Source organism: Lysinibacillus canaveralius, from assembly GCF_047301505.1.
Classification (GTDB): Bacteria; Bacillota; Bacilli; order Bacillales_A; family Planococcaceae; genus Lysinibacillus_B.
The window spans coordinates 3,953,839-3,972,496 of record NZ_CP154840.1 but is presented as its reverse complement, the minus strand read 5'-3'; the positions used below and the strand labels follow the sequence as shown (position 1 = coordinate 3,972,496).

The following is an 18,658-nucleotide window of genomic DNA, read 5'->3' as shown; positions in this document are numbered from 1 at the left end:
AAGATGTCGAAAGCCTATGAACAAGCAGGCGTGAATATTGAAGCAGGATATGAAGCAGTAAAGCGTATGAAATCGCATGTAGAACGTACAAACCGTCTTGGCGTGATGGGCACGTTTGGTGGATTTGGCGGCATGTTTGACCTATCTGCACTAAACCTGAAAGAACCAGTTCTGATTTCAGGTACAGACGGAGTAGGGACGAAGCTGAAGCTTGCCTTCATGGTGGATAAACACGATACAATCGGGATCGACTGTGTAGCCATGTGTGTCAATGACATCGTAGCGCAAGGTGCAGAACCTCTGTACTTCCTCGATTATGTAGCAGTAGGGAAAGCAGAACCTTCAAAGATTGAACAAATTGTAAAAGGCGTAGCAGACGGTTGTGTACAGTCTGGTGCTGCGCTAATCGGCGGCGAAACAGCCGAAATGCCTGGTCTATATGAGGAAGATGAATATGACCTTGCAGGATTTGCAGTAGGCGCCTGTGAAAAATCAGCTATCATTACGGGAGAAAAAATTGCAGAGGGCGATGTGCTGATCGGACTTGCATCAAGCGGAGTTCATTCAAACGGCTATTCATTAGTACGGAAAATCGTCTTTGCGGACAATAATTTTGCAGTAGATACAGTAGTGGATGGTTACGAAGATTTAGGACCGATCGGAGAAGCATTGCTTGTACCGACAAAGCTGTACGCAAAGCCAGTCCTCTCTATGCTGAAGGCCGGCGATGTGCATGGGTGTGCCCATGTAACAGGCGGTGGATTTTATGAGAACCTGCCTCGTATGATGCCTCAAGGACTAGCAACGGAGATTGAGCTCGGTTCTTGGCCTATGCTGCGAATTTTTGAATTCTTAAAAGAAAAAGGACAGCTGGCTGATAAGGACTTATACAATGTGTTTAATATGGGCATCGGCTTCGTTGTCGCTGTTCCAGAAGCAGATGCGGAGAAAGTCATTACTGCAGCAGAAACGAATGGTGAAAAAGCTTATCGTATTGGCCGTGTTGTAAAAGGCGAGGGCGTACTTTTTAATGGCTCTCATGACGGGAGCTTAGGACAATGACAACGAAAATAGCTGTATTCGCTTCAGGGAGCGGCAGTAACTTTCAGGCAATTCAAGAGGCAGTTATAAGTGGTGACCTGCATGCTCAAGTAGAGCTTGTCGTAACGGATAAGCCCGGAGCATTTGTTGCAACACGTGCAAAGCAGTTTGATATTCCAGTACTCGAGCTTTCACCAAAACAGTTTGATTCAAAGGCGGCTTATGAAGAAGCATTGGTCTCAGAGCTGCGGGCTCTTAATGTGGAATGGATTGTCCTTGCAGGATATATGCGTTTGGTAGGTGATGTACTGCTTTCTGCTTATCCTAATCGTATTGTTAATATCCACCCTTCTCTTTTACCATCCTTCCCAGGCAAGGATGCTATTGGACAGGCAATGGAGCACGGGGTGAAGGTAACGGGTGTCACAGTGCATTTTGTAGATGCGGGGATGGATACAGGGCCGATCATTTCGCAGCAAGCAGTAGATGTTGTAGTTGGTGACCGTGAAGCAACAGAGGAACGCATTCATACAGTTGAACATGACCTTTACCCAAAGACGCTGCAATCATTATTCAACTAAAACTTTCGCGCTAGTCTGGATTTTAGAGACAAACGCGTACATAAATTGGAGGACTTTATTGTGACTAAACGTGCACTAATCAGTGTTTCGAACAAAGATGGTATTTTAGAATTTGCAAAGGAGCTTGTAGCATTAGGCTATGAGGTGCTTTCCACTGGAGGAACGAAAAAATTGCTTCAGGACAACAATGTAGCTGTAACAGCTGTTGATGAAGTAACAAAGTTTCCGGAAATCTTAGATGGCCGTGTGAAAACATTGAACCCAATGATTCACGGTGGCTTACTTGGCAAATTCGACGAGCCCGGCCATGTTGCACAAATGCAGGAACATGGTATCGAGCCGATAGAAATCGTCTGTGTGAACCTTTACCCATTCGTAGAAACAATCTCTAAGCCGAATGTGTCATGGGATGATGCCATTGAAAACATCGATATTGGCGGACCAACTATGCTTCGTTCAGCGGCAAAAAACCATGATTATGTCACAGTGATTGTAGATTCAAATGATTATGCACAGGTACTGGAAGAATTAAAAGCGGATGGGAAAACGACAATCGAAACACGCCGTCGTTTAGCGGCAAAAGTATTCCGCCATACGGCAGCGTACGATTCCTATATCTCTAACCATTTAACAGAAGCAATTGGTGAAGAGTTCCCTGAGAATCTGACATTGACGTATGAATTGAAACAAAGCTTGCGTTACGGTGAAAACCCCCATCAAAAAGCAGCGTTTTATCAAAAACGCCTTGGTTCGGATTTCTCGATCGCCTATGCACAGCAGCTGCATGGGAAGGAGCTTTCTTATAACAATATTCAGGATGCCAATGCGGCGCTTCAAATTGTGAAGGAATTTGATATGCCGGCAGCGGTAGCTGTAAAACATATGAATCCATGTGGTGTTGGTACAGGTTCTTCGATTGAAGAAGCGTTCAATAAAGCGTATGAAGCAGATCCAACATCTATTTTTGGCGGTATCATTGCCCTTAACGAAGAAGTTGATCAGGCGACTGCTGAAAAACTTTCCGGCATCTTCCTGGAAATTATTATTGCTCCTTCATTTACTAATCAGGCACTTGAAATTCTGACACAGAAAAAGAACATTCGTCTTATGACGATAGATTTTTCTCAAGCAAAGCAAGATAAATTTAATGTTGTATCAGTGGAGGGCGGTTTGTTAGTTCAAGAGCCGGATCGTTTCGGCTTTAAGGAAGCAGATATCAAGGTTGTGACAGACCGTGAGCCGACTGAAGCAGAATGGGATGCAATGAAGCTTGGCTGGGCAGTAGTGAAGCATGTAAAATCTAATGCCATCGTTGTAACAGACAGCCAAATGACATTAGGCGTCGGTGCGGGTCAGATGAACCGTGTTGGTGCTGCTAAAATTGCCTTTGAACAAGCAGGGGATAAAGCGAAAGGGGCGGTGCTTGCATCGGACGCATTTTTCCCAATGAGTGATACAGTGGAAGCAGCAGCGGCTGCAGGTATTACAGCCATTATTCAGCCTGGTGGATCAATTAAGGATCAGGATTCCATTGATATGGCGAATAAGCATGGTATCGCAATGGTGTTTACTGGTGTGCGTCACTTTAAGCATTAAAGAGAATATTTTCCGCAGGGAAACTGTCAATTCCTGCGGTTAATTCATTAAATTGCTCATCTTCTTTGGCATTTTGATAAAAAAGGGTAGTGTCTTTGTATCTTGCAAGATATAATAGAATAATGTTTCGCCGTTATTCTGGCCGGATAATGGCAGAAGCGTTTGAAAAAAGCTGTTCTCTTCTTTCTGGCCGGAAGAAGAAAGCAGCAGGGCACATGGCCTTGGCCGGACATGTTGCCAATAAAAATGTACAGCCCAGTATGTCTTCACTTTGGTCGGGGGAGATAGAAAGGCGGCATCTGTACAATAGCGCATTTAATATGACTATTCTGGTCGGGTACGATTATGGGATGGTTATTGTAGGATGCAAAACGCTCGCTTAATTCTAGATAAGGCGGGCGTTTTTTTTATACAAAAAATTAGAGTTTCAGGAGGGTTTGTTCATGAAAGTTCTTGTAATAGGAAGCGGTGGCCGTGAGCATGCCATCGCAAAGCAGTTCAGCGATGCGCCATCAGTGGAGAAGGTATTCGCAGCACCGGGGAATGACGGTATGAAAAGTGATGCAGAAATTATCGGAATCGATGCGATGAATTTTAAAGAATTAGCGGCATTTGCAAAGGAACAGGCAATTGATCTGACATTTGTTGGACCTGAACAACCGCTTGCAGCAGGGATTGTGGACTATTTCCAAGCAGAAGGATTGTCAATTTTTGGCCCGACGAAAGCCGCGGCCCAAATTGAAGGTTCAAAATCATATGCAAAGGAAATGATGAAAAAATACAATATCCCGACAGCTGCTTATGACACATTCACGGAAGCGGAGCCTGCTATTGCTTACATTAAGGAGCAGGGAGCACCAATCGTCGTAAAAGCAGACGGACTGGCTGCAGGTAAGGGCGTTATCGTAGCGATGACAGAAGAGGAAGCAATTGAAGCTGTTAATGATATGATTGGCAATCAACGCTTCGGTGACTCTTCATCACGTGTTGTCATTGAAGAGTTTCTAGAAGGGGAAGAATTTTCATTTATGTCCTTTGTACATAAAGGACAAATCTATCCGATGGTTATCGCTCAAGACCATAAACGTGCTTATGATGGTGATGAAGGTCCAAATACAGGAGGTATGGGTGCTTATTCACCAGTACCGCAAATACCGCAGGAAATGATATCCCGAGCTTATATTGAAGTCGTTGAGCCTACAGTGAAGGCGATGGAGGAGGAAGGTGCATCATTTACGGGCATCCTTTATGCAGGACTAATTTTGACTTCAAAAGGACCAAAAGTTATTGAATTTAACGCTCGTTTTGGTGATCCTGAAACACAGGTGGTACTGCCGCGCATGTCCTCTGACTTTGGTTTATTCATGAAAGCCTTGATGGAAGAGACGTACTTTGATCTACAGTGGCATAATGAAGCAATGCTAGGTGTAGTTGTAGCTGCTGAGGGTTATCCGGGTGATGTAGAAAAGGGGAACCCTCTGCCCGAGCTAGCGGATATCGAGCTGCCTATATACCATGCAGGAACAAAGCAAATGAATGGCCGATTTGTAGGGAACGGTGGCCGTGTACTGCTTGTTGCAGCCAAAGCTGATTCCTTAAAGGAAGCACAGGAAAAAGTATACGCGGAACTTGGTAAGAAAGAATGGGACAAATTCTTCTTCCGTAAAGATATTGGCTGGCGTACCTTCCAGTAACATTAAAGACTTTACACAATGGATGAATGACCAAGAGATAAAACAAAGCTGCATGGGTTCCCCATGCAGCAAAGAGTGAAAACAAAGTCTTTTTTTGATTTGTTTTTACGTTTTTCAGCTAGGCTCTACCCAGCCTGTCTTGAAAACGCTTGCCAGACAAGGCGCGACGACGAGCGAAGACACGAATAGAACCTAAGTTCATGAGTGGACGAGCGAGGCAAGCAACGCTGGATGAAAGCGATTGTCAACAGGCTGAGCTGCATGGGGTCCCCATGCAGCATTTGATATGATCAATAATATAGAAGAAAGATTCCCTGCAAATCATGCTCTTCTTTTAACTGTTTCTTAATTCATCATATCATCCTCATAGCCATAATCCTCATCATCGACTACCATAGCTGTTACTGGGCAATACTGATAATAGCCTTCTGCAACTTTCATGGCTCCGCCGATAATCATCAATTTTCCGATCAGGCAGTTGGGGTTACGTGAAATACGCGCCGTGCCAAATGATACAAGGGTTATACCGCATATCATACGAATAAATCCATTTTGTTCAGAAATGTTTTCCGATAGCATAAAATCACCTCCTTCAAAAAAGTAAAATAATCCCTTCGAAGTACTTTGCTTTATGAAAGTGCTATGTTACGATAAAATCGTCTATCCAGCTAAAAAGCACTTGTAGTATGTGCTGACTGGAAGGCGCTATACTGGAAGAGAATTTGAAAGGGGTGTACGATATGCCTGAAATTAAGTGGAAGATAAAAAACATTCGCGAACAGGTAGCAGCGATTGATGGAAAATCAGCGCCTAGCCTGGTTTTGAAAAATGCACGTTATTTGCATAGTATGTTTAAGCAATGGATGACAGGAAATATATGGATTGTTAAAGATCGTATTGTCTATGTAGGAGAGGAAATGCCGGCAAATATAGAAGGCGCAGAAATCCTGGACGTGGCAGGTAAGACCATTGTGCCCGGCTATATTGAACCGCATGTACATCCTTATCAGTTGTACAATCCTAGTTCTTTTGCCGAGTATGCGGCACAAAGAGGAACAACAGCATTTTTATCAGACAACATGACTCTTGTTTTATTATCTAAAAATAAGAAAGCGTTTTCACTTATAGATCAATTAAATCAGCTGCCATTTGCATTTTATTGGTGGGCTCGGTTTGATTCCCAGACAGAAATTGAACATGAGGAAGAGTTTTTCTCTACTGAATCTGTACTTGAATGGCTGGACAGACCAGATGTACTGCTTGGCGGAGAGTTAACGGGATGGCCTCGTCTTCTGCGTGGAGATGACCAAATGCTGTATTGGATTCAGGCTGCTAAGCATAAAGGCAAGAAAATAGAAGGGCATTTCCCGGGAGCTTCAGAAAGAACGCTGGTGAAAATGCGCTTACTTGGAGCGGATGGCGACCATGAGGCAATGACAGCTGATGAAGTGGTAAAACGGATTCAGCACGGTATTAAAGTAACGCTTCGTCATTCTTCTATCCGTCCTGACTTACCAAATCTTTTAAAGGGAATTTTAGAAAAGAAATTAAATATTTTTGATCATTTAATGATGACGACAGACGGAGCAACACCTGCCTTTTATCAAGATGGAGTAATGGACAAGTGCATTCAGGTAGCGCTGGATGCAGGGGTAGAACCAATTGATGCTTACCAGATGGTAAGCTATAATGTAGCGCGTTACTATAACATGGCAAGCCTGCATGGCATGGTGGCAACCGGAAGATATGCCACGCTAAATATCTTAAAGGATGAATTTACACCACAGCCGGAATCGGTACTGTCAAAAGGGATTTGGCTGAAAAAAGATGGAGAGCAGGTTTACGATTTCCCAGCAATCGATTGGTCTGGATTAGGAGAGCTGGACCTTCAATTTGATCTGCGAGAAGACGATTTCCAATTCTCAATGCCAATCGGGATGGAACTTGTCAATGATGTAATCACTAAACCGTTCAGTGCTAAAATACCAGCGCATAAAAGAGAGCTGCCATTAGGGAAAGATGAGAGCTACCTAATGCTTGTCGACCGTAATGGGAAATGGCGTGTCAATACAATGATTAAAGGCTTTGACACACATGTCAAAGGTTTTGCCTCCTCCTACTCTAATACAGGCGATATCATTTTAATCGGCAAAAGCATCCGTGACATGAAATGTGCTTTCCGAGAATTAAAGAGCATGCGCGGCGGTATTGTGCTAGTGGAGGACGGGGAAATTGCAGCAAGTTTGCCACTTCCAATCGCAGGAGGAATGTACGATGGGAAAGTCGAGCATTTAATAGAAAAAGAGATTGCCTTAAAAGAGGCGCTGCGTGAACGAGGCTACCATCATACAGATGCTATTTACACGCTTTTATTCTTACAGTCTACACATCTACCATATATTCGTGTTACACCGCGGGGAATTTTTGATGTCATGAAGAATACTGTGATGCTGCCTTCTGTGATGCGCTAGAAAAGGGGATAAAGAAAATGGTTAAAAAGAGAGTGTTGTTTGTCATGTGTTCAGCGTTACTGTTAGCAGCCTGCAACAAGGATACAGCAAATGAAGTGAAGCCGGTATCAGCCGAGCCCGAAGCTGAGGAGGCGGTAGAGGAGTTACCATATACAACTCCTTTTACAGGCGAAAAGGTTGCGGAGGAGCCGCAGCGACGTCCAATTTTAGTAACGATTAATAACCACCCGGATGCCCGCCCGCAATCTGGCATTGCTTATGCGGATGTCGTATATGAAATGCTTGCAGAGGGAGATGTAACGCGCTTTTTAGCATTATATCAGTCAGAAATTCCAACGAATCTCGGACCAATTCGAAGTGCGCGCTCCTATTTTGTAGACATGGCAAAGGGTCTGGATGCATTCTATATTGCTCATGGCTACAGCCCGGAAGCAAAAAGCATGCTGACAAGCGGAGTGGCTGACAATATTAATGGGATGAATTATGATGGAACACTTTTCCAAAGATCGAGTGAAAGAAAGGCACCACATAATTCCTATATGTCAGGTGAAAATGTAACTGCTGCGGCTGAAAAGGTAGGAGCTTCGTTACTTTACCAGAAAAAAGTGTTATATTCGTTTTATGAGGACCTAGATAGTGTTAAAATAGGAACAAAGGCGAATGAAGTGTCTATGAACTATAGTAATAGTGCCTTTAATAGTAACTACACATATAATGCAAAAGATAATCTCTATACACGAGCTTCAGCTGGTGAGCTGACGGTGGATCATCTGACAGGTGAGCCGGTACAGCTATCAAATGTGCTGTTTTTTGAGATGGCACATCGTATCATCGATAATGAAGGCAGAAGAGATATTGATATTACATCAGGCGGCGTAGCTTATATTGCACAGCAAGGCATGCTCCGTGAAGTGAAATGGGAAAATAGAGACGGCTTGCTTGTAGCAATTGAGAGCGACGGTAGTGATGTGTTGCTTGTCCCAGGGCAAACATGGATTCATTTTGTTCCAGCATCGCCGGGAATTGCTGCAAGTGTAACGTATTCCGAATGATTTAAGGAAGGGTGAGAGTATGCAAATCGAAAAAATTCGTGGGCATCAAACAGACCAATTATTTAAAGCAGTGTTGGAGCTGAAAGACATGGAGGAGTGCTATAAGTTTTTTGATGACTTATGTACAATCAGTGAAATCCAATCTTTGGCACAACGTTTTGAAGTGGCGCATTTATTACGCCTGAAGAAAACATATGAAACAATCAAAAAAGAAACGGGTGCCTCCACTGCAACAATTTCTCGCGTACGCCGTTGCTTCGATTATGGAAATGACACGTATGATGAAATGCTTGGACGTTTATATCCGGATGAAAAACCGTTTCAAGATCGTACGAAGTAATTTTGCCATCCAGCAAAATCTGCTGATTCGATAAAAATAAGTTATATGCAGCTGGTATGGAACTGACGCTTCGGCTGCATCTCAAAGCTGGGCGGCTTGCTGCTCAGTTTTTTACTTTTTCTTTGCTATACTAGAGACAAAAATATTTTAAAAATAGGTGGGAAATAGATGGACTACTTACAATGGAGGCATGTGTTTAAAATTGACCCGGCTAAGGAAATCTCAGATGAGGATCTGGAGCTGGTATGTGAATCGGGGACAGATGTTATTTTAGTCGGGGGGACGGACGGCGTAACGCTTGATAATGTACTTGATATTCTAGTGCGCGTACGCCGTTTTTCCGTGCCGATTGCGCTGGAGATTTCCAATTTGGAGTCTGTAACACCGGGCTATGATTATTATTTTATTCCCTCGGTGCTGAATAGCCATGATACAAAATGGGTGAAGGACCTGCATCATCAGGCAATCAAGGAATTTGGCGATATTATGGTATGGGAAGAGTTAGTGGCGGAAGGATATTGTGTGCTGAATCCAGACTGCAAGGTAGCGCAGGTAACAGGAGCAAACACAAATTTATCAGAGGACGATGTGATTGCCTATGCACGAATGGCGGAAAAATACTTTAAACTTCCTATTTTTTATATGGAATATAGCGGCACATACGGAGATGCAGCACTAGTGGGCTCGGTGAAGGAAGTTCTTGAGGAAACGAAGCTATTCTACGGAGGCGGTATTACCTCTGTGGAGCAGGCTGCTGAAATGGCCGGTGCAGCAGATACGGTTGTTGTCGGTAATATTATTTATGACGATTTACAGGCAGCCCTGAAAACAGTTGAAGCTGTAAAGTCGGTTATGTTATAAAAAGAATAGGAACAAATGTTTGTGAAAGGGCGGTGCAGTATGGAACAACTATCAAAGAATTTACTAGCAGGGATGAACCCACAGCAAAAAGAAGCGGTGCAGACGACAGAAGGACCGTTATTAATCATGGCAGGCGCAGGCTCAGGAAAGACACGTGTACTAACGCACCGCATTGCTTATCTAGTAGTAGAAAAAGAAGTATATCCTTCGAAAATTCTAGCTATTACATTTACGAATAAAGCAGCACGTGAAATGCGGGACCGTATTGACGGTATTCTAGGAAACGGAACTTGTGAAAGTATGTGGGTATCTACCTTTCACTCGATGTGCGTCCGTATCCTTCGTCGTAATATCGACCGCTTGGGCTACTCAAAGAGCTTTTCCATTTTGGATTCGAGTGACCAGCTGACGGTCGTGAAAAATCTGATGAAGGAATATAATATTGACCCTAAGCGTTATGAGCCGCGGGCGATTTTAAACGCTATCAGTTCTGCAAAAAATGAAGGTATTACAGTCGAAGGCTTTAAGACTAACATGAATGAACGTAATCCATTCGAAAAAATAGTTGCCCAGGTATACGAGGGTTATACGAAACGGCTGAAGCTGAACTCCTCGCTGGACTTTGACGACCTAATCATGATGACAATCCGCTTGTTTGAAGAGGCGCCGGATGTATTAGAATACTACCAGCATAAATTTCAGTACATCCATGTGGATGAATATCAGGATACAAACAAGACCCAGTATCTGCTTGTGAAATTGTTAGCACGCAAATTCCGTAATATTTGCGTTGTAGGGGATTCGGATCAGTCAATTTATCGTTGGCGCGGTGCAGATATCACGAATATTTTATCTTTCGAAAAAGATTACCGGGATGCAAAAGTAATCATGCTGGAGCAGAATTACCGCTCCACACAACGTATTCTGCATGCTGCGAACAGTATTATTGAAAACAATGAAAGCCGCTATCCAAAGGTGCTTCGGACGGACAACCCCGAGGGCGAAAAAATTGTCCATTACAAGGCATATAACGAGCAGGAAGAGGCACAGTTCGTGGCTCAGACAATCCAGCAGCTGATGCAAAAAGAAGGACGCAAGCCTGGAGACTTTGCTATTCTGTACCGGACAAACGCCCAGTCTCGTGTAATGGAGGAAGTCCTTGTCAAATCGAATATGAGCTATCAAATCGTCGGAGGTACGAAGTTCTATGACCGTAAGGAAATTAAGGATCTCCTCGCCTATCTTCGCTTGATTGCGAACAATGACGATGATCTATCTTTAGCACGTATTATTAATGAACCGAAACGAAGTATTGGTGCAACTTCTTTTGAAAAAATTGCGCGTTATGCTATTGAGCGGGATCGTTCTATTTTCGATGCCATGCAAGAGCTTCTATTCATTGGTCTGTCTGGAAAGGCGGCTTCTTCCGCGGAACAGTTTTATGCGATGATTTCAGATTTGTCAGCTCGTCAAGAAGAATTGACAGTGACGGAGCTGGTGGAAGAAGTAATCGAACGCTCTGGCTATCGGGCAATGCTACAAAATGAAAAATCGATTGAAGCGGAAAGCCGACTAGAAAATATTGAAGAGTTTCTAACCGTTACACAAGCATTCGAGGAGCGGAGCGAAGACCAATCGCTTATCGCCTTCCTAACGGATTTAGCACTCATCGCGGATATTGATTCGATGAATAATGGATCGTCAGAAGAAGAAGGCTCTATCGTTTTAATGACCATGCACTCTGCAAAGGGGCTAGAATTCCCGGTTGTATTTATCATCGGAATGGAGGAGAACATTTTCCCGCATTCACGTTCTTTGGAAAGCCCAGAGGAAATGGAAGAAGAACGCCGGTTAGCATATGTAGGAACAACGCGCGCAGAAGAACGATTGTATTTAACATGTGCACAATCACGAACGATTTTCGGACGGTCGAGCTATAATACTCCTTCACGCTTCATTAATGAAATCTCGCCAGAAATTTTAGAGCACGTTTCAAAGGCTGGAAATCGCTCACAATCTCTGCCATTCGGCGCGAGTCGCAATAGCTATGATCGAGCTCCGTATGCACGTACACAAGGGGCCGTCCAAAAAACACCACCTGTCACAAGACCAAAACCAACAGGTGCGGCTGCACTTGATTGGAAAATCGGCGATAAGGTAGAACATAAAGCATTTGGTACAGGAATGGTTGTAAATGTTAGTGGAGAAGGCAATGAGCTTGAATTAAAGGTCGCGTTTCCGAATGCAGGTATTAAAAAGCTGCTTGCAAACTTGGCACCGATTACGAAGGTGTAATGGAGGTACTGTATGAACGAAATTGAACAACGCATTGCTGAATTAAATGAATTGTTACATGGATACGGCTATGCCTATTATGTTTTGGATAAACCGATTGTACCGGATTCAACATATGACCGGTTAATGGAGGAACTTATTGCCCTAGAGGAGGCGAATCCTTCCTTGATCTATCCCGATTCACCTACACAGCGTGTAGGCGGTATGGCACTTGAAGGCTTCCAAAAGGTTACACATGAATACCCGATGCTCAGCCTTTCAAATGCTTTTAATGAAGAAGATTTACGGGATTTTGACCGGAAAATCCGCCAGTCAATTGGCAACAATTTTTCCTATGTATGCGAGCTGAAAATTGACGGGCTGGCAATTTCCTTACGGTATGAAGAGGGCAGGTTCGCACAGGGAGCTACACGCGGTGATGGGACTGTTGGAGAAGACATTACGGCAAACTTAAGAACGATACGTTCAATTCCTCTACGCCTAAAGGAACCTGTAACAATCGAAGTACGAGGCGAAGCATATATGCCGAAAAAGTCCTTTGCCAGTCTTAATGAGGCGCGCGCCGAAGAGGGTAAGGAGCTATTTGCCAACCCGCGTAATGCAGCGGCAGGTTCTTTGCGGCAGCTGGATCCCCGTATTGCGGCAAGCCGGAATTTAGCCGTATTCATCTATGGAATTGGCGGCGACGGCGAAGCATACGGTGTAGATTCACATGGAGAGATGCTGGATTATTTGGAGAGCCTCGGGTTCGTCTCAAACCGTGAGCGCCAAACGTGTGGAACAATTGAAGAGGTACTGGCGTTCATTACTAAGTGGACGGAAGCAAGACCAAATTTATCATATGAAATCGATGGCATTGTCATTAAGGTGAACCGCTATGCGCAGCAGGATGAACTGGGATATACAGCAAAGAGTCCTCGCTGGGCGATTGCTTATAAGTTCCCTGCTGAAGAGGTGACAACAAAGCTCCTTGATATCGAGCTGACGGTTGGCCGTACAGGGGTTATTACTCCAACTGCCATTTTAGCGCCGGTTCAGGTAGCAGGTACGACAGTAAGTCGCGCATCTCTTCATAATGAAGATCTTATCCGTGAAAAGGATATCCGCATCCATGATACAGTCATTGTCCGTAAGGCAGGAGATATCATCCCGGAAGTAGTAGGGGTAATTGCAGCGGAGCGTCCGGAAGAGGCGGTTCCGTTTGAGATGCCGAAGCATTGTATTGCCTGTGAGAGTGAATTAATTCGAATCGAAGGCGAGGTAGCACTGCGCTGTGTAAATCCAGCGTGTCCTGCTCAAATCGCAGAGGGAATCAAGCACTTTGTTTCCCGTAACGCGATGAATGTAGATGGTCTAGGGGAAAAAGTGGTGGAGCAGCTGTTGCGTGAGCAGTATATCGCAAACGTGGCAGACCTTTATCTTCTGACGGTAGAACAGCTTGTGCAGCTCGAACGCATGGGAGTAAAATCAGCTACCAACCTAGTGGAAGCACTCGAAAAGTCGAAAAGCAACTCTCTAGAGCGCCTATTATTTGGCCTGGGTATCCGCCATGTAGGGGAGAAGGCGGCGAAAATCCTGGCGGCGGAATATGAAACAATGGATGCCTTAATGGAGGCAAAAGTCGAGGAGCTGACAAACATTCATGAAATCGGTGAAAAAATGGCTGACTCAATTGTCTCTTATTTTGCAACTGAAGAAGTGCAGACACTGATTGCCCGCTTAAAGGACGTCGGTGTTAATATGACATATAAAGGCAAGAAGGTCATCGTCGAAGCAGGGGCAAACCCGTTTGCCGGCAAGACAATCGTTCTGACAGGAAAACTTGCCCAATTGACACGTAATGAAGCTAAGGCGAAAATAGAAGAGTTGGGCGGATCTGTAGCAGGCTCTGTCAGCAAGAAGACAGATCTTGTCGTCGCAGGTGAGGATGCCGGCTCTAAGCTTGAAAAAGCACAAAGTCTGGGCATAGAAATTTGGGATGAAAACCGTCTAATCGAAAATTTACCACAGTAAAGGGGTTTACCTATCATGAAGCGATTTCGCTGGCTTTCAGCAATCGTAGCGGCTGCAGTACTAGCAGGCTGTACACCATCCATCAGCCCTGAAGAGGAAGTCGTACAGGAATCTGACCAAGAAGAAGCTGAGATGACGATTATTCCTAATCTTGCATTAAGCGATAACTATTATAAAACGTTAATTCCATATAAAGAAAGTTCCAGTCGAGGCCTAGTCGTTTCAAATATCCATACAAAGTATGATATGAAGGAAGTGGAGACGGGTTTGATGCGTCTTTCCCAGCAGGAATTCAATACGGATGATTACTATTTCCAGGAGGGGCAGTATCTCTCCGAAGATATGGTGCGTTATTGGCTGGCTCGAGAAAATCAAACAACTGATAAAGGGCCTGAATATAAAGGCCTGAACCCGTCTAGTCTGGACGCAAGCGGTAAAGAGCTGGATCCGACGACAAAGGCAAAAGAGGCGCCCGTCTATTTAGCACATTTAGTAGAGCAAAACTATTTAACGAAGTCCGGGGAAGATAAAGTTAAACTTGGCGGTATTTCCATCGGTTTAGCATTAAATTCAATTTACTATTATCAAAAAGAGCAATACGGTGAATACTATGAGGAAAAGATTGACGATGCTAAGCTTGAAAAGATAGGAAAAGAGATGGCCCAGGAAATAGTGAATCGGCTGCGCCAACGCTCGGAACTAGCAGATGTACCGATTGTTATCGGGCTGTTCAAGCAAAAAGCGAGAAACGCTATTGTTCCTGGAACATATTTTGCCTATAGCGTTGCTGAAGCAAATTCCTCTAATTTAGGAGACTGGACAAAAATCAATGAAGAGTATGTTACATTGCCGATGTCCTCGCCGGAGGATATTTACCGTGAGTTAAACACCGATTTCCAAAAATTTAAGCAGGATATCGATGAATACTTCTCAAACTTCACAAGTGTAATCGGGGAAGGTTTCTATCAGGATAACCGGTTATCAAGTCTTGAAATCGAGGTGCCGATCCAATTCTATGGAACTGCTGAAATCATTGGTTTCACACAGTATCTGACAGGCGTCATGCTGAAGAATCTGCCAAGTGATGTACAAATCACAGTAAGTATCACGTCCTCAAATGGAGCTGAAGCTCTCATTAAAAAAGAGGCAAATGAGGAAGAGCCGTTTGTCCACATTTATGAGTAATTGCTGATTTGATTGCAAGGAGCTGTCTCATGGCCGTTGAGCAGCTCCTTTCCTACATGAAACCGCGAAACAGCAACTGTTAGACCAACAATTGGAGTAGTTTCGGTAATTTTAAACAAAGTTGTGATTTTTAAAATCAAAAATGGTATCATTATGGGCATGGTTACCTTTATTAAGCCCGATATACTCGAAAAAAGGTAGGAAATTTTCTTGATCCGGAGGTGTAAAAATGGCGAAACTAACAAAAGAAGAAGTAAAGCACGTGGCACACTTAGCACGCCTTGCAATTACAGAGGAAGAAGCGGAAAAATTTGCTGACCAGCTAGGGAAGATTACGGAATTTGCTGAACAGCTAAATGAGCTTGATACAACGAATGTAGAACCGACATCACATGTATTACCTCTTGTGAATGTTATGCGCGAGGATGTAGCTGGACAAGGCTTACCGCGCGAAAAAATGATGTTGAACGTAAAAGAACAAGAAGATGGACAAGTGAAAGTACCATCTATTTTAGACTAATCATATAAAGGAGGCGCCCCGCATGACATTATTTGAGCGTTCAGCGAAAGAACTGCAAGAAAGCCTACATAACGGCGAATTGACAATCGCTGATTTGACAAAAGAAGCATTTGACCGTGTAGAAAATCTAGACGGCGATGTACAAGCGTTTTTAGCGCTAAATAAAGAGCAAGCAACAGCAGAAGCTGCTGAATTGGATAAAGTACCATTCGAAGAGCGTGGACCACTATTTGGTCTTCCGATTGGTGTAAAAGACAACATTGTAACTGAAGGATTGGAAACAACATGTGCTTCTAAAATTCTAGAAGGCTTCATGCCGATCTATGATGCAACGGTTGTAAAAAAGCTGCGTGAAGCAGGCATGGTAACAATCGGGAAATTAAATATGGATGAATTTGCAATGGGTTCTTCAAATGAAAACTCAGCATATAAAACAACAAAAAATCCTTGGGATCTTAACCGTGTACCAGGCGGTTCCTCAGGTGCATCTGCAGCAGCAGTAGCAGCAGGGGAAGTACCATTCTCTCTTGGTTCGGATACAGGCGGATCTATCCGCCAGCCGGCAGCATACTGCGGAGTTGTTGGTATGAAGCCGACATATGGCCGTGTATCACGTTTTGGTCTTGTAGCATTTGCATCTTCACTTGACCAAATCGGTCCAATTACACGTAATGTACGCGACAATGCATTGCTGCTAGAAGCAATTGCCGGTGTAGATGCTAACGATTCTACTTCTGCAGATGTTCCTGTACCGAACTATGCAGCAGCGTTAAACGGCGATATTAAAGGTCTTAAAATTGCTGTGCCAAAAGAATTCCTAGCAGAGGGTGTACAAGAAGCAGCACGTCAATCTGTTCTTGATGCGCTGGAAGTATTGAAAGGATTAGGCGCTACAGTAGAAGAAGTGTCACTTCCTCATTCGAAATACGCGCTTGCTGCTTACTATATTCTTTCATCTTCTGAAGCTTCTTCAAATCTTTCCCGCTTTGACGGCATCCGCTACGGGTTCCGCGCAGAAGGTGTAAAAAACTTGATGGAGCTTTATAAAGAGACACGTGCACAGGGCTTCGGTGATGAAGTAAAACGCCGTATTATGCTTGGTACTTATTCATTAAGTGCTGGTACATACGACGCTTACTATAAAAAAGCACAGCAGGCTCGTACATTGATTAAACAAGACTACGATAAAATCTTCGAAGAGTACGATGTCATTGTTGGACCGACTGCACCGACTGCAGCGTTCCAAATCGGACAAAATATCGATGACCCGATGACGATGTATGTAAATGATATTTTAACGATTCCTATCAACTTGGCAGGCGTTCCGGCTATTTCTATTCCTTGTGGATTTGATGGTGATCTGCCGCTTGGACTGCAAATTATCGGTAAACACTTTGACGAGGAAACAATTTACCGTACTGCCTATGCATATGAAAAGGCGACGGATTTCCATACAAAAACTCCTCAAATTTGGGAGGGTAAATAATTATGAACTTTGAAACGGTTATTGGTTTAGAAGTCCACGTAGAGCTGAAAACAGACTCTAAAATTTTCTCAAGCTCACCTAACCACTTCGGTGCAGAGCCAAACACGAACACTTCTGTTATTGACTTAGGTTATCCAGGCGTTCTGCCGGTTCTTAATAAAAATGTCGTTGATTTCGCAATGAAAGCAGCACTTGCTTTGAATATGGAAATCGAACAGGAAACAAAATTTGACCGTAAAAACTACTTCTACCCGGACAATCCGAAAGCTTATCAAATTTCACAATTTGATAAACCAATCGGTAAAAACGGCTGGATTGAAATCGAAGTAGACGGCTATAAAAAACGTATCGGCATTACACGCCTTCACATGGAAGAAGATGCGGGCAAATTAACACATGCTGACGGCTACTCATTAGTAGACTTCAACCGTCAAGGTACTCCTCTAGTAGAAATCGTATCGGAGCCGGACATCCGTACACCGAACGAAGCATATGCCTACCTTGAAAAGTTAAAATCAATCATCCAATATACAGGTGTTTCTGATTGTAAAATGGAAGAAGGTTCTCTTCGCTGTGATGCGAATATCTCGATCCGTCCATACGGTAGAGAAGAATTCGGTACAAAAACAGAGCTGAAAAACCTTAACTCCTTTAACTATGTACGTAAAGGCCTTGAGCATGAAGAAGTACGCCAGGCAGAAGTTTTACGTGCAGGCGGTGTTATCGAACAGGAAACTCGCCGCTTCGACGAGAAGACAGGTAAAACAATCCTGATGCGTGTAAAAGAGGGAACAGACGACTACCGCTACTTCCCAGAGCCGGATTTAGTCCGCCTTTCTATCAGTGATGAATGGGTAGAAGGCGTTCGCCAATCAATTCCTGAGCTGCCAGACGCGCGTAAAGCACGTTACGAAACAGAGCTTGGTATGACAGCTTACGATGCTGCAGTACTTGTTGTAAACAAAGAGATTTCGGATTTCTTTGATGCGATGGTAAAAGAGGGAGCAGACGCGAAGCTTTCAGCAAACTGGCTGATGGGTGATGTTTCTGCTTATCTGAATGCAGAGCAAAAAGACATCGGCGAGACAGCGCTGACTCCTGAAAACCTTGCAGGTATGGTGAAATTAATTTCTGATGGCACAATCTCTTCTAAGATTGCCAAAAAAGTATTCACTGAACTTGTAACAAATGGCGGAGACGCTGCGAAAATCGTCAAAGAAAAAGGATTAGTTCAAATCTCTGATCCAGAAGTTGTCCGTGGATTTGTAACAACGGTATTAGACAATGATCCGAAATCAGTAGAAGACTTCAAAGGCGGAAAAGACCGTGCGCTTAAAGCACTTCTTGGACAAATCATGAAGGCTTCTAAAGGACAAGCTAACCCGCAGTTAACAAATGAAATTCTTTTAGAAGAAATCAACAAACGATAATATACAGGAAGACAGTGGCGAGAGATTCGCTGCTGTCTTTTTTACATTCTTTTGGTATACAATAAGAGTATATAAATCTTGTGAAAAGAAGGG

Annotated in this window: 16 protein-coding genes; 15 read left to right on the top strand and 1 reads right to left on the bottom strand. The window is 43.7% G+C overall.

Annotated elements, in window-relative coordinates:
- Positions 1 to 3 precede the first annotated feature (3 nt).
- The 5 genes from purM to purD all read left to right on the top strand — a co-directional run bounded on the left by purM (position 4) and on the right by purD (position 4,912).
- Positions 4 to 1,062: a phosphoribosylformylglycinamidine cyclo-ligase gene (gene purM, locus AA0Y26_RS20070; RefSeq protein WP_413363788.1), complete on the top strand. Its 1,059-nt coding sequence runs from the start codon at positions 4 to 6 to the stop codon at positions 1,060 to 1,062.
- On the top strand, positions 1,059 to 1,622 hold the full coding sequence (purN, locus tag AA0Y26_RS20065) for a phosphoribosylglycinamide formyltransferase (protein WP_413363787.1): 564 nt from the start codon (positions 1,059 to 1,061) through the stop codon (positions 1,620 to 1,622). The genes purM and purN overlap by 4 nt, the downstream gene beginning before the upstream one ends.
- Positions 1,623 to 1,682: 60 nt before the next feature.
- A complete protein-coding gene (gene purH, locus AA0Y26_RS20060) occupies positions 1,683 to 3,218 on the top strand; it encodes a bifunctional phosphoribosylaminoimidazolecarboxamide formyltransferase/IMP cyclohydrolase (RefSeq protein WP_413363786.1) in 1,536 nt (511 codons plus the stop codon).
- A 149-nt stretch (positions 3,219 to 3,367) separates the two neighbouring features.
- The gene (locus AA0Y26_RS20055; RefSeq protein WP_413363785.1) at positions 3,368 to 3,601 is read left to right on the top strand and encodes a hypothetical protein; all 234 of its coding nucleotides are present in this window, start codon (positions 3,368 to 3,370) and stop codon (positions 3,599 to 3,601) included.
- A 60-nt stretch (positions 3,602 to 3,661) separates the two neighbouring features.
- Positions 3,662 to 4,912, top strand: a complete 1,251-nt coding sequence (gene purD / locus AA0Y26_RS20050; RefSeq protein ID WP_413363784.1) for a phosphoribosylamine--glycine ligase — start codon at positions 3,662 to 3,664, stop codon at positions 4,910 to 4,912.
- Between the two features lie 345 nt (positions 4,913 to 5,257).
- On the opposite strand, the gene AA0Y26_RS20045 is transcribed toward purD, so the two are convergent.
- Positions 5,258 to 5,491 (bottom strand): YgaP-like transmembrane domain, encoded by a 234-nt coding sequence (locus AA0Y26_RS20045; protein ID WP_413363783.1) that lies wholly within the window; start codon positions 5,489 to 5,491, stop codon positions 5,258 to 5,260.
- A gap of 161 nt (positions 5,492 to 5,652) precedes the next feature.
- Here AA0Y26_RS20045 and AA0Y26_RS20040 point away from each other — a divergent pair, with 161 nt between their 5' ends.
- From AA0Y26_RS20040 to gatB, 10 genes are all read left to right on the top strand, one after another.
- Positions 5,653 to 7,383, top strand: a complete 1,731-nt coding sequence (locus tag AA0Y26_RS20040; RefSeq protein WP_413363782.1) for an adenine deaminase C-terminal domain-containing protein — start codon at positions 5,653 to 5,655, stop codon at positions 7,381 to 7,383.
- Between the two features lie 17 nt (positions 7,384 to 7,400).
- Complete coding sequence (locus AA0Y26_RS20035; protein WP_413363781.1) at positions 7,401 to 8,435, top strand: DUF3048 domain-containing protein; 1,035 nt, start codon at positions 7,401 to 7,403, stop codon at positions 8,433 to 8,435.
- A gap of 19 nt (positions 8,436 to 8,454) precedes the next feature.
- A complete protein-coding gene (locus tag AA0Y26_RS20030; protein ID WP_413363780.1) occupies positions 8,455 to 8,775 on the top strand; it encodes a YerC/YecD family TrpR-related protein in 321 nt (106 codons plus the stop codon).
- Positions 8,776 to 8,943: 168 nt separating this feature from the next.
- Positions 8,944 to 9,636, top strand: coding sequence for a heptaprenylglyceryl phosphate synthase (locus AA0Y26_RS20025; RefSeq protein ID WP_413363779.1), 693 nt, complete (start codon positions 8,944 to 8,946; stop codon positions 9,634 to 9,636).
- Positions 9,637 to 9,675: 39 nt separating this feature from the next.
- Positions 9,676 to 11,931, top strand: coding sequence for a DNA helicase PcrA (gene pcrA, locus AA0Y26_RS20020; RefSeq protein WP_413363777.1), 2,256 nt, complete (start codon positions 9,676 to 9,678; stop codon positions 11,929 to 11,931).
- A 12-nt stretch (positions 11,932 to 11,943) separates the two neighbouring features.
- Positions 11,944 to 13,944: an NAD-dependent DNA ligase LigA gene (ligA, locus tag AA0Y26_RS20015; RefSeq protein ID WP_413363776.1), complete on the top strand. Its 2,001-nt coding sequence runs from the start codon at positions 11,944 to 11,946 to the stop codon at positions 13,942 to 13,944.
- A 15-nt stretch (positions 13,945 to 13,959) separates the two neighbouring features.
- Positions 13,960 to 15,129: a CamS family sex pheromone protein gene (locus AA0Y26_RS20010; RefSeq protein ID WP_413363775.1), complete on the top strand. Its 1,170-nt coding sequence runs from the start codon at positions 13,960 to 13,962 to the stop codon at positions 15,127 to 15,129.
- Positions 15,130 to 15,358: 229 nt separating this feature from the next.
- Positions 15,359 to 15,649, top strand: coding sequence for an Asp-tRNA(Asn)/Glu-tRNA(Gln) amidotransferase subunit GatC (gene gatC, locus AA0Y26_RS20005; RefSeq protein ID WP_413363774.1), 291 nt, complete (start codon positions 15,359 to 15,361; stop codon positions 15,647 to 15,649).
- Positions 15,650 to 15,671: 22 nt separating this feature from the next.
- The gene (gene gatA / locus AA0Y26_RS20000; protein ID WP_413363773.1) at positions 15,672 to 17,135 is read left to right on the top strand and encodes an Asp-tRNA(Asn)/Glu-tRNA(Gln) amidotransferase subunit GatA; all 1,464 of its coding nucleotides are present in this window, start codon (positions 15,672 to 15,674) and stop codon (positions 17,133 to 17,135) included.
- A gap of 2 nt (positions 17,136 to 17,137) precedes the next feature.
- Entirely contained in the window at positions 17,138 to 18,565 is a 1,428-nt protein-coding gene (gene gatB / locus AA0Y26_RS19995) for an Asp-tRNA(Asn)/Glu-tRNA(Gln) amidotransferase subunit GatB (RefSeq protein ID WP_413363772.1), read from the top strand.
- The last annotated feature ends 93 nt before the right edge of the window (positions 18,566 to 18,658 follow it).

Excerpts from the sequence above, each read along its gene's own strand:
- purM (WP_413363788.1), top strand. The coding sequence starts at position 4 with ATGTCGAAAGCCTATGAACAAGCAGGCGTGAATATTGAAGCAGGATAT.
- purN (WP_413363787.1), top strand. The coding sequence starts at position 1,059 with ATGACAACGAAAATAGCTGTATTCGCTTCAGGGAGCGGCAGTAACTTT.
- AA0Y26_RS20055 (WP_413363785.1), top strand. The coding sequence starts at position 3,368 with ATGGCAGAAGCGTTTGAAAAAAGCTGTTCTCTTCTTTCTGGCCGGAAG.
- purD (WP_413363784.1), top strand. The coding sequence starts at position 3,662 with ATGAAAGTTCTTGTAATAGGAAGCGGTGGCCGTGAGCATGCCATCGCA.
- AA0Y26_RS20045 (WP_413363783.1), bottom strand. The coding sequence starts at position 5,491 with ATGCTATCGGAAAACATTTCTGAACAAAATGGATTTATTCGTATGATA.
- AA0Y26_RS20040 (WP_413363782.1), top strand. The coding sequence starts at position 5,653 with ATGCCTGAAATTAAGTGGAAGATAAAAAACATTCGCGAACAGGTAGCA.
- AA0Y26_RS20035 (WP_413363781.1), top strand. The coding sequence starts at position 7,401 with ATGGTTAAAAAGAGAGTGTTGTTTGTCATGTGTTCAGCGTTACTGTTA.
- AA0Y26_RS20030 (WP_413363780.1), top strand. The coding sequence starts at position 8,455 with ATGCAAATCGAAAAAATTCGTGGGCATCAAACAGACCAATTATTTAAA.
- AA0Y26_RS20025 (WP_413363779.1), top strand. The coding sequence starts at position 8,944 with ATGGACTACTTACAATGGAGGCATGTGTTTAAAATTGACCCGGCTAAG.
- pcrA (WP_413363777.1), top strand. The coding sequence starts at position 9,676 with ATGGAACAACTATCAAAGAATTTACTAGCAGGGATGAACCCACAGCAA.
- ligA (WP_413363776.1), top strand. The coding sequence starts at position 11,944 with ATGAACGAAATTGAACAACGCATTGCTGAATTAAATGAATTGTTACAT.
- AA0Y26_RS20010 (WP_413363775.1), top strand. The coding sequence starts at position 13,960 with ATGAAGCGATTTCGCTGGCTTTCAGCAATCGTAGCGGCTGCAGTACTA.
- gatC (WP_413363774.1), top strand. The coding sequence starts at position 15,359 with ATGGCGAAACTAACAAAAGAAGAAGTAAAGCACGTGGCACACTTAGCA.
- gatA (WP_413363773.1), top strand. The coding sequence starts at position 15,672 with ATGACATTATTTGAGCGTTCAGCGAAAGAACTGCAAGAAAGCCTACAT.
- gatB (WP_413363772.1), top strand. The coding sequence starts at position 17,138 with ATGAACTTTGAAACGGTTATTGGTTTAGAAGTCCACGTAGAGCTGAAA.